Annotated in this window: 10 protein-coding genes and 4 pseudogenes; 8 read left to right on the top strand and 6 right to left on the bottom strand. The window is 69.8% G+C overall.

All coding sequences use genetic code 11. The features are described from left to right. A partial coding sequence (locus tag IT40_RS27635; protein WP_157034077.1) for an NAD(P)-binding protein occupies window positions 1-138 on the bottom strand: 138 nt, incomplete at its 3' end. 214 nt (window positions 139-352) lie between these two features. Here IT40_RS27635 and IT40_RS14425 point away from each other — a divergent pair. Then, window positions 353-1105: an SDR family NAD(P)-dependent oxidoreductase gene (locus IT40_RS14425; protein WP_036756447.1), complete on the top strand. Its 753-nt coding sequence runs from the start codon at window positions 353-355 to the stop codon at window positions 1103-1105. 40 nt (window positions 1106-1145) lie between these two features. Here IT40_RS14425 and IT40_RS30080 read toward each other — a convergent pair. The 5 genes and pseudogenes from IT40_RS30080 to IT40_RS30820 form a co-directional block, all read right to left on the bottom strand. After that, window positions 1146-1806: pseudogene (locus tag IT40_RS30080) on the bottom strand (SDR family oxidoreductase). Between the two features lie 62 nt (window positions 1807-1868). Then, window positions 1869-2078, bottom strand: a pseudogene (locus IT40_RS30645) (hydantoinase B/oxoprolinase family protein); the annotation flags it as partial. A gap of 24 nt (window positions 2079-2102) precedes the next feature. Next, window positions 2103-2694, bottom strand: a pseudogene (locus IT40_RS30505) (hydantoinase/oxoprolinase family protein). Further along, window positions 2691-3155 (bottom strand): hydantoinase/oxoprolinase family protein, encoded by a 465-nt coding sequence (locus tag IT40_RS30500; protein WP_166436120.1) that lies wholly within the window; start codon window positions 3153-3155, stop codon window positions 2691-2693. Before IT40_RS30500 ends, IT40_RS30505 begins: the two are co-directional and overlap by 4 nt. A gap of 191 nt (window positions 3156-3346) precedes the next feature. Then, window positions 3347-3520: pseudogene (locus tag IT40_RS30820) on the bottom strand (GNAT family N-acetyltransferase); the annotation flags it as partial. A gap of 595 nt (window positions 3521-4115) precedes the next feature. Here IT40_RS30820 and IT40_RS14410 point away from each other — a divergent pair. The 7 genes from IT40_RS14410 (at window position 4116) to IT40_RS14380 (ending at window position 9642) form a co-directional block, all read left to right on the top strand. Then, a complete protein-coding gene (locus tag IT40_RS14410) occupies window positions 4116-4700 on the top strand; it encodes a (d)CMP kinase (protein ID WP_036756444.1) in 585 nt (194 codons plus the stop codon). Next, entirely contained in the window at window positions 4697-5776 is a 1080-nt protein-coding gene (locus tag IT40_RS14405; protein ID WP_036756441.1) for an NAD(P)H-dependent flavin oxidoreductase, read from the top strand. Before IT40_RS14410 ends, IT40_RS14405 begins: the two co-directional genes overlap by 4 nt. Window positions 5777-5938: 162 nt before the next feature. Continuing rightward, window positions 5939-7618: a 30S ribosomal protein S1 gene (gene rpsA / locus IT40_RS14400; RefSeq protein WP_036756438.1), complete on the top strand. Its 1680-nt coding sequence runs from the start codon at window positions 5939-5941 to the stop codon at window positions 7616-7618. A gap of 198 nt (window positions 7619-7816) precedes the next feature. Then, window positions 7817-8104, top strand: a complete 288-nt coding sequence (gene ihfB / locus IT40_RS14395) for an integration host factor subunit beta (protein ID WP_011750022.1) — start codon at window positions 7817-7819, stop codon at window positions 8102-8104. Window positions 8105-8142: 38 nt separating this feature from the next. Beyond that, window positions 8143-8544 (top strand): LapA family protein, encoded by a 402-nt coding sequence (locus IT40_RS14390; RefSeq protein WP_036756434.1) that lies wholly within the window; start codon window positions 8143-8145, stop codon window positions 8542-8544. 4 nt (window positions 8545-8548) lie between these two features. Beyond that, a complete protein-coding gene (locus IT40_RS14385) occupies window positions 8549-9196 on the top strand; it encodes a phosphoribosylanthranilate isomerase (RefSeq protein ID WP_036756431.1) in 648 nt (215 codons plus the stop codon). Next, window positions 9193-9642 carry a GNAT family N-acetyltransferase gene (locus IT40_RS14380; protein WP_036756428.1) on the top strand — a complete coding sequence of 150 codons (450 nt, stop codon included), beginning with the start codon at window positions 9193-9195 and terminating at the stop codon, window positions 9640-9642. The genes IT40_RS14385 and IT40_RS14380 overlap by 4 nt, the downstream gene beginning before the upstream one ends. Window positions 9643-9647: the final 5 nt, after the last annotated feature.

The raw sequence follows: 9647 nt of genomic DNA, 5'->3' as shown, positions 1-9647 counted from the left end.
CGCATGCACCCAGAAGCGGTCGGCATGGCCCCCAGCCTCCAGCAGCAGAACCTGGTTGCGACCATCCTCCGACAGGCGGCTCGCAACCACGCTCCCAGACGAACCAGAGCCAATCACGATGTAGTCGTAGCTGCTCATCCGGCCTCCCCCTTCTCCCTCGAAGGGCAGTCTAGGGCCTGGGCGCGGCCGGGCCAGCGGTGCCCGGCCTATGGCGCGCAAAGGGCCGTCCTGTAGCACGGAAACGGCCTATGCCATCCATAGGCTTTCCCTATCCATTGGCATGCCGTGTTGAGCGGCCGCGCTTGCGGCGCTTTGCTGGCGCAACAGCAGCCGACACGGAAAGGAGAGGGGAATGGACAGGGTAAAGGGCAAGACGGTCCTGATCACCGGCGCCGGCAGCGGCATGGGCGCGGCCTCGGCCCGGCTTCTGGCCGACGAGGGGGCGAATGTCCTTGTCACCGACATTCGCGGCGATGCCGCCGAAACGGTGGCCGCCGGCATCCGCGACCGGGGCGGCGAGGCGCAGGGCCAGGTGCTGGACGTGACCCGGCCCGATCAATGGCAGGCGGCGGTCGAAAAGGCGCTGGCGCTGTGGGGCGGCATCGACGTCCTGGTGAACAATGCCGGCCTGCCGGGCGAGCCGATCAGCTGGGAAGAGGCCACGCTGGAGGGGCTGAACCGGATGATGGCGCTGAACATGGACAGCCAGTTCCTGGGCATCAAGGCGGTGACGCCGCATATGAAGCCGGGCAGTTCCATCGTCAATTTCTCATCCATCGCCGGGCTGGTCTGCTTTCCGAACCTGCATCCCGGCTATGGCGCCTCGAAGGGCGCCAACCGGCTGCTGTCGAAATGTGCCGCGGTGGATTTCGCGGCGCGCGGCATCCGGGTGAACTCGGTCCATCCCGGCCTGATCCGCACGCCGCAATCCGAGTATCTTTTCGACGATCCCGCCGTGGTCGAGGCGGTCCTGGCCAGGATTCCCCTTGGCCGCCCCGGCGCGCCCGAGGACGTGGCCAAGGTCGTCCTGTTCCTGGCCAGCGACGATTCCGCCTATATGACCGGCGCGGAACTGGTGGTCGATGGCGGCTATACCGCCATCTGACCGCCATCTGACCCCAGCGGCGGCGGCGGGCCGGCCGCATTCAGCCCTCGGCCGAGGAACGGGAATTGCGGTGCAGCATCAGCCCGCCATCGACCGGCCGCACCACGCCGCGGACAAAGTCCGACAGACCGGAGGCCAGGACCAGCGCCGTATCGGCGATGCAGCGCGGATGGCCGCTCAGCCGCAGCGGCTGCATCCTGGCAAATTGCCGGCCTGCAGCATGCCCTGCCCCAGCTGGTGCTTTTCCCGCAGCGCCGGCTTGACGGCGCCCGGCACGATCACGTTGACCCGCGTGCCCTGGCCTCCCGGCCATCCGCGCCGCATGGCGGCCGATCTGGCAGACCGAGGCCTTGGCGATGGTATAGGCGCACCCCCACAGCCGCCGAGGTCAGGATGATCGCGCCCTTGCGCGCCTTCAGCGCCGGGGCGGCCACCTTGATCGCCAGCATGATCGCGGTTTGCAGCATCTCCATCGCCGCGTTCCATGCCTCGACGGAGGTCTCGTCCACGCCCTTGGCGCTGCCGATGGTGCCGGGGTTGTGATACATCACGTCGGGCCCGCCGAGCTCCGCCACAGCCAGATCGACGACGGCCTGCATGCCGGCCTTGCGCCGCATGCCGCAGCGGATGAAGCGGACCTTGCCGCGCAGTTCAGCCTTGATGGCGCGGCCGGCCTCGTCCTGGATGTCGGCCACGACCACGCGGGCGCCGTTCCCGACGAATTTCCGTGTCGCTTCCAGCCCGAAGCCCGCCGCGCCGCTGCCCGCGGAGATCGCAGCGTGCCGGCGTTCAGCCACAGCGAATTGTCCAGCGTGTAAAGCACATGGGTCAGCCCGGCCATGACCAGCGGATGCCGTTCCCGCCCGCCGTTCGGCATGTTCAGCGACGAGCCCAGCTGCGGGTCCGAGCCGGTATAGTCCAGCTCGACCCCATCCCCGCGGATGCGCAGGGTCAGGGCGATCCGGGCCGGCAGGCCGTCGGGCGCGTCCTCGTCGGCTCAATCGGCAAAGAAATAGTCGCCATCGGGGATAGTCGCCAGGATGCGGCGGACCTGCGCCTCGCGCCTGGTCCAGGATCTGCCCGACCCCGTCCAGGAAGGTCTTGAACCGAAGCGGCGGAAGATCTCGGCCTTCATGTCCAACTCGCGCGCGAGATAGCAGGCCAGCATCGCCCCCGCGCCGCCAAGGGTGAAGAGGTGGAACTCGCGCAGGTCGATGCCGAAGCGCGAGACCTCGGCATACATGGACGACGCGGAAATATCGACGATATGGCCGGCGACCTCCTCGACCGGGGCACCCAGCCGCGCGGCCAGCGGCTGGATCGCCGCGCGGGCGGCCGCGTCATCCACCGTCACCGCGCCATAGCCCAGGTCGCCATGGCCGATCAGGTTCTGCGCCGCCATCGTGTGGGTGATGGTGGGCCGCGTCCCGCCGCGCCCATAGCAGGCCGGGCCGGGGGTCGAGCCGGCGCTTTCCAGCCCGCAACACGCCCAGCGCATCAACCGAGTTGACCGCGACCGAGGGGATATGGAGCTGGAAGTCGCCGATCAGCTCGCCCGTGCCATATTGCGGCTGGCCGTCCCAGATCACCGCCACATCCGCCGAGGTGCCGCCGATGTCGAGGCTGGGGACGCGCGGAAAGTCGCATTCCCCAGCCAGCCCGCGCCGATCACCCCCGAGGCGGTGCCCGACAGGATCATCTGCACGGGCTCGACCCGCGCCTGGCCGATGCCCCTGACGCCGCGGTTCGACTTGGTGATATGGGCGGGAACGGCAACGCCCTTGCCGGCCAGCGCCGCCTCGAAGCGGTCGAGGCAATGCGCCACGCGCGGCTCCACATAGCCCGAGATCACCGCCGTTATCGTGCGCTCATACCCGCGGACCACCGGCCAGGTGCCCGATGAGGGGGCGACGGGCATCTCGGGCGCCGTCTCGGCAAGCATGCGGCGACGGCGCTCTCGTTTTCGGGGTTGCGGCAGGCATGCAGGAAGGCCAGGACGATGCCCGCCGCCCGCGCCGCCGCCGACATCCACCACGATGCGATAGCCCATTGCCCGCTTCCTTTTGCCGTTTCGCGGCAGCCTGCCACGGCAAAGGCAGGCCGGGTCAATTCGATCTGGCATGGCATGCATGGCGATGGGTTATGGTTTCGGCACCGACATGTAGCTTCGGGATGCGGCACCGGGCGGAATCCGGCGCTTTCATGGACCGCATGGGCGTCGCGCGTGGCCAGCATCCAGGTCTGGACCCCGGCAAGCCCGGGGTGGGTGCGGATCGCCCGCGCCAGCCAGCCGGCCAGCCCGCGGCCGCGGTGGTCGGGCAGCACGAAGACGTCGCGCAGATAGGAGAAGACGGTGTAATCCGTCACCAGCCGCGCAAAGCCCGTCGTCGTCCCCTCCGGCGCGATCACCGCCATCGGCAGCGACCCGGCCAGGGCGCGTTCAAGCCGGTGCCGCTCTGCCGAGCTTTCCAGCTATCCCGCCCTGCCGCCGCCCCAAGGCGACGACCCGTCCCGCCTGCTGGCGCGGCTGACCGGGCAGGAGCCGCTGGGCTCGGTCAGCTACGGGACCGAGGCGGGGCTGTTCCACGCGGCCGGCATCCCTGCGATCATCTGCGGGCCTGGCAGCATCGCCCGCGCGCACCGCGCGGACGCGTTCATCCCGGTCGCAGAGCTTGACGCCTGCCGCCGGATGCTGCGGGGCCTGGCAGAGGAAACGTCCCGCCCAGCCGTCGCCATGGCCGGGATCCGCACGGGCCGCGGCGCAGGGGTGGGACCGGCGGCCCCTTGCCGGGCCCGGATATTGACAAAGCCGCGGACAGCAGGCAACGCAGGACGGCGCCGGGTGCAACGCCTGCAGCCGGCGGCACGATCCAGACGCGGACGGGCGGTCGTCCGGCGGATGCCCTGGCGGCCCTTGCAAGGTCGCGGCCCGGATCCAAGACGGGCCGGCCGGCACATGGCCCGATGCGGGCGATGCCGGGGGCGCCCCTCCCCCAAAGCCCGAGGCCCCATGCCCTTCACCATCGCCATCGACGGACCCGCCGCATCGGGCAAGGGCACCATCGCGCGGGCGCTTGCCCGGCATTTCGGCTTTGCCCATCTCGACACCGGCCTGCTTTATCGCGCCGTGGGCGCCAAGGGCGGCGATCCGATCGCCGCGGCCCGCGCGCTGGCCCCCGAGGATCTGGCCCGCCCCGACCTGCGCAGCGCCGAGGCCGGGCAGGCCGCCAGCCGCGTCGCCGCGATCCCCGAGGTGCGCGCCGCGCTGGTCGAGTTCCAGCGCCGCTTCGCCCGCAGCCAGCCCGGCGCGGTGCTGGACGGGCGCGACATCGGCACGGTGATCTGCCCCGAGGCCGAGCTGAAGCTCTACGTCACCGCCAGCGACGAAATCCGCGCCCGCCGCCGTGCGCTGGAACTGGGCGCCGACGAGGCCCGGATCCTGGCCGAGCTGCGCGAGCGCGACGCCCGCGACGCCGCCCGCGCCGTGGCGCCGATGCGGCCGGCCGATGACGCGCTGCTGCTGGATACCAGCGAAATGACCATCGACGAGGCCGTGGCCCGCGCCATCGCCTGCGCCAGGGAGGCCGGCGCATGACCCCGCGTTTCCAGCTGACCGACCTGCGCGTGCCGGTGATCCAGGCGCCGATGGCCGGCACCGCCACGCCGCATCTTGCCGCCGAGGTCAGCCTGGCCGGGGGGCTCGGCTCGCTGGGGCTGGGCGCCGCCAATGCCGCGCAGGCCGCCGCGATGATGGCCGAGACGCGGGCGCGGCTGGGCTCGGACCGCTATGGCGTCAACCTGTTCTGCCACCGTCCCGCCCAGGCCGATGCCGCGCGCGAAAAGGCCTGGCTCGACTATCTGGCGCCCGAGTTCCGCCGCGCCGGGGCCGAGCCTCCGGCCCGCATCGAAGAGGTCTATCGCAGCTTCGTCGCCGATGACGACATGCTGCGCGCGGTGCTGGCGGCGCGGCCGGCGCTGGTCAGCTTTCACTTCGGCCTGCCGCACGCCGGACACATCGCCGCGCTGCGCGACATGGGCGCGGCCCTGGCGGCGACCGCGACCTCGCGGGACGAGGCGCTGGCCATCCGCGACGCGGGGCTGGACCTGATCGTGGCCCAGGGCCACGAGGCCGGCGGCCATCGCGGCATCTTCGACCCCGACGGCCCCGACGAATGCCTGCCGACCGCGGCGCTGCTGGCCGAGTTGCTGGACCTGGGCCTGCCGGTGATCGCGGCCGGGGGCATCATGGACGGCGCCGATGCGGCGCGCCACCTTGCCGCCGGGGCGGCGGCGGTGCAGATGGGCACCGCCTTCGTCGCCTGCCCGGAATCGGCGGCCAATGAGGCCTATCGCAGCCGGCTGGCCGCGGCGCAGCCGGGCGATGCGGTGATGACCCGCGCCATCTCGGGCCGTCCGGCGCGCGGGCTTGCCAACCGGCTGACCGCGCTTGGCGAGGCACCCGAGGCCCCGCCGCTGCCGGATTACCCCATCACCTACGACGCGGCCAAGCGGCTTCATGCGGCGGCGGGCGGCTCGGACTACGCGGCGCAATGGGCGGGAACCCAGGCGCCGCGCGCCCGGCCCATGCCCGCCGCAGACCTGCTGGCGCTGCTCGGGCGCGAGATTTGCTTGCATCTGCCGGGCCTCGGCGCTTGCCAGGACCGCCGATGAGCGCTATATCCCGCCCGTCAAGGTAAGCGATGGGGCCAGAACAGGCCGCTTCAACAGGGTCGGGCACATGCCGCGACCCTTTGCGCTTATCCCGGCATCTACAAAGAGACCGGCGGAGCCAACCGCATGGCCAGCAATGATCGAAAAGGAAACTGGATCTATATGTGCGCTAAAGCGACCATGGAGGAATTCGAGGCCCTCCTGAACGAAAGCCTCGCCATCGACACGCCCGAAGAGGGCTCGGTCGTCAAGGGCAAGGTCATCGCCATCGAGGCGGGCCAGGCCATCATCGACGTCGGCTACAAGATGGAAGGCCGCGTCGATCTGAAAGAATTCGCCAACCCCGGCGAAGCCCCCGCCATCGCGGTCGGCGATGAGGTCGAGGTCTATCTCGACCGCGTCGAGAACGCCCGCGGCGAAGCCTCGATCTCGCGCGAGAAAGCCCGCCGCGAAGAGGCCTGGGACCGCCTGGAGAAAGCCTATGCCGCGGAAGAGCGCGTCGAAGGCGCCATCTTCGGCCGCGTCAAGGGCGGCTTCACCGTCGACCTGGGCGGCGCCGTGGCCTTCCTGCCCGGTTCGCAGGTCGATGTGCGCCCCGTGCGCGACGCCGGCCCGCTGATGGGCCTGAAGCAGCCCTTCCAGATCCTCAAGATGGATCGCCGCCGCGGCAATATCGTCGTGTCGCGCCGCGCCATCCTGGAAGAGAGCCGCGCCGAGCAGCGCGCCGAGGTCATCGCCAACCTGTCGGAAGGCCAGACCGTCGAGGGCGTGGTCAAGAACATCACCGAATACGGCGCCTTCGTCGATCTGGGCGGTGTTGACGGCCTGCTGCACGTCACCGACATGGCCTGGCGCCGCGTCAACCACCCGTCCGAGATCCTGTCGATCGGCGAGACCGTCAAGGTCCAGGTCGTCAAGATCAACAAGGACACCCACCGCATCAGCCTGGGCATGAAGCAGCTTCAGGCCGACCCGTGGGATACCGTGGCCGACAAGTTCCCGATCGGCTCGGTCCATACCGGCCGCGTGACCAACATCACCGACTACGGCGCCTTCGTGGAGCTGGAAGCCGGCGTCGAGGGCCTGGTCCACGTCTCGGAAATGAGCTGGACCAAGAAGAACGTCCACCCCGGCAAGATCGTCTCGACCTCGCAGGAAGTCGACGTCATGGTGCTGGAGATCGACGAGGCCAAGCGCCGCGTGTCGCTGGGTCTGAAACAGACCATGCGCAACCCGTGGGAAGTCTTTGCCGAGACCCATCCCGTCGGCACCGTCATCGAGGGCGAAGTCAAGAACATCACCGAATTCGGTCTGTTCGTCGGCCTGGAAGGCGACATCGACGGCATGGTCCACCTGTCGGACATCAGCTGGGATACCCGCGGCGAGGAAGCCATCCAGGACTTCCGCAAGGGCGATGTGGTGAAAGCCGTCGTCCAGGAAGTCGACATCGACAAGGAGCGCATCTCGCTGTCGATCAAGGCGCTTGAAAACGACGCGATGGCCGAGGCCGTCGAGGGCGTCAAGCGCGGCTCGGTCATCACCGTCACCGTGACGGCGATCGAGGATGGCGGCATCGAGGTCGAATACAACGGCATGAAGAGCTTCATCCGCCGTTCCGACCTGGCCCGCGACCGCCAGGACCAGCGCCCCGAGCGCTTCCAGGTCGGCGACCATGTCGACGTCCGCGTGACCAACATCGACACCAAGACCCGCCGCCTGGGCCTGTCGATCAAGGCGCGCGAGATCGCCGAGGAAAAGGAAGCCGTGGAACAGTATGGCAGCTCGGATTCGGGCGCCTCGCTGGGCGACATCCTGGGCGCCGCGCTCAAGGGCCGCGGCTGAGCCAGCGATCGGCTGAACTTCGCGCCCCCGGTTCCGGCCGGGGGCGCTTTTCGTTGCGCAGTTCCGCCGATTGAACCATAAAGGCTTGAAAAGCGCGGCAACCAAACCGCCGGCCATGCGTTCTGTCGTTGAATGCCGCGCCGCCAGCCCTATGATCGCGCGACAGGAATTGTTGGAACACCAGATTCAGGAACCGCAATGATCCGATCCGAACTGATCCAGAAAATCTCCGAGGAAAACCCGCATCTGTTCCAGCGCGATGTCGAGCGGATCGTGAACACCGTTTTCGAAGAGATCATCGACGCCATGGCGCGCGGCGACCGGGTGGAACTGCGCGGCTTCGGCGCCTTCTCGGTGAAAAAGCGCGACGCGCGCCAGGGCCGCAACCCCCGCACCGGCGAGACCGTCAGCGTGGACGAAAAGCATGTGCCCTTCTTCAAGACCGGCAAGCTGTTGCGCGAACGGTTGAACGGCCTCGACGAATAGGCCAGATTGCCGGCGTCAATCTTTGCGGGGTTCAGGCGATGCGCACGATCCGGGTCTTCTTCCTTGTCATTCTGGCCATCGTGCTGATGCTGCTGGCGGCGGCGAATCGCCAGCTCGTCACCGTCAGCCTGGTGCCCGAGGCGCTGGCGCAATTCGCCGGCGGGCGCTGGTCGCTGACCATGCCAGCCTTTGTGGCGCTGTTCCTGGCCATGGTCTCCGGCGTGCTGGTCGGCCTGGTCTGGGAATGGCTGCGCGAATCGCATCTGCGCGCCGAATCCAGCCGCCGCGCGCATGACCTGGCGCAGCTGCAGCGCGAGGTCGGCGACCTGCGCCGCACCCATGCCGCGCCGCGCGACGACGTGCTGGCGATCCTGGACGAATCGGGGCGCAAGCCGGCCGCGCCGGCGGGCTCCGGATCGACCCTGCCGGCACCGCGCTGATCCCATGGCCATCTCCGTCAAGATCTGCGGCCTGACCGAGGCCGCCGGCCTTGCCGCGGCCGTCGAGGCCGGCGCCCGCTATGTCGGCTTCGTCTTCTTCCCGAAATCCCCCCGCCATGTGACGCCCGAGGCGGCGGCCGAGCTTGCCGCGCAGGTGCCGCTGGGCGTGGCCAAGGTCGGGCTCTTCGTCGATCCCGACGACGCGGCGCTGGAGGCGGTCCTCGCCCGCGTGCCCCTGGACCTGATCCAGCTGCACGGCGCCGAGACGCCCGCCCGCGTGGCCGAGGTCAAGGCACGCAGCGGCCTGCCGGTGATGAAGGCGGTGGGCATTGCCGATCCGCAGGATCTCGATCAGCTCTGGGACTACGGCCTGGTGGCCGATATGCTGCTGATCGACGCAAAACCGCCCAAGGACGCGCCCCTGCCCGGCGGCAACGGCCTGGCCTTCGACTGGCGGCTGCTGGCCGGGCGGCAGATCCTCAAGCCCTGGCTGCTGGCCGGCGGCCTGACGCCCGAAAACGTGGCCGAGGCGATCCGCCTGACCCGCGCCCCCGGCATCGACGTCTCCTCCGGGGTCGAAAGCGCGCCGGGCATCAAGGATCCGCAGCGCATCCGCAACTTCATCGCCCGCGCCACGGCCCCGATCCTGTGACCGCCGTCGCCTTCCGCGAGGCCCGGCGCGACGAGGTCGCCGCCGTCCTGGCCCTCCTGCGCGACGACATGCTGGGCCAGGCGCGGGAGGCAGGCGACCTCGCCCCCTATCTCGCCGCCTGGGACGCCATGCAGGCCGAGGCTGCGAACCACCTGGTCGTGGGCCTGCTGGGCGGCGAGGTGATCGCCTGCTACCAGATCACCGTCATCTCGGGCCTGTCGCTCCGCGCCGCCCGCCGCGCCCAGATCGAGGGCGTGCGCGTCCGCCCCGACTTGCGCGGCCGGGGCATCGGCGCGGCGCTGATCCGCGACGCCGAATCCCGCGCCCGCGCGGCCGGCTGCACGCTCCTGCAATTCACCACCAACCGCAGCCGCACAGAGGCTCATCGCTTCTACGACAGGCTCGGCTTTACCCCTTCCCATATCGGATATAAGAAATCCCTCTGACGGGG

This window comes from Paracoccus versutus, assembly GCF_000763885.1.
Lineage (GTDB): Bacteria > Pseudomonadota > Alphaproteobacteria > Rhodobacterales > Rhodobacteraceae > Paracoccus > Paracoccus versutus.
This window is presented reverse-complemented; position numbering and strand designations above follow the sequence as displayed.

Bases quoted from the DNA above. Each gene is read 5' to 3' on its own strand.
- ihfB (WP_011750022.1), top strand. From the start codon at position 7,817: ATGATCCGATCCGAACTGATCCAGAAAATCTCCGAGGAAAACCCGCAT.
- IT40_RS14405 (WP_036756441.1), top strand. From the start codon at position 4,697: ATGACCCCGCGTTTCCAGCTGACCGACCTGCGCGTGCCGGTGATCCAG.
- IT40_RS14425 (WP_036756447.1), top strand. From the start codon at position 353: ATGGACAGGGTAAAGGGCAAGACGGTCCTGATCACCGGCGCCGGCAGC.
- rpsA (WP_036756438.1), top strand. From the start codon at position 5,939: ATGTGCGCTAAAGCGACCATGGAGGAATTCGAGGCCCTCCTGAACGAA.
- IT40_RS14410 (WP_036756444.1), top strand. From the start codon at position 4,116: ATGCCCTTCACCATCGCCATCGACGGACCCGCCGCATCGGGCAAGGGC.
- IT40_RS14390 (WP_036756434.1), top strand. From the start codon at position 8,143: ATGCGCACGATCCGGGTCTTCTTCCTTGTCATTCTGGCCATCGTGCTG.
- IT40_RS30500 (WP_166436120.1), bottom strand. From the start codon at position 3,155: ATGGGCTATCGCATCGTGGTGGATGTCGGCGGCGGCGCGGGCGGCGGG.
- IT40_RS14385 (WP_036756431.1), top strand. From the start codon at position 8,549: ATGGCCATCTCCGTCAAGATCTGCGGCCTGACCGAGGCCGCCGGCCTT.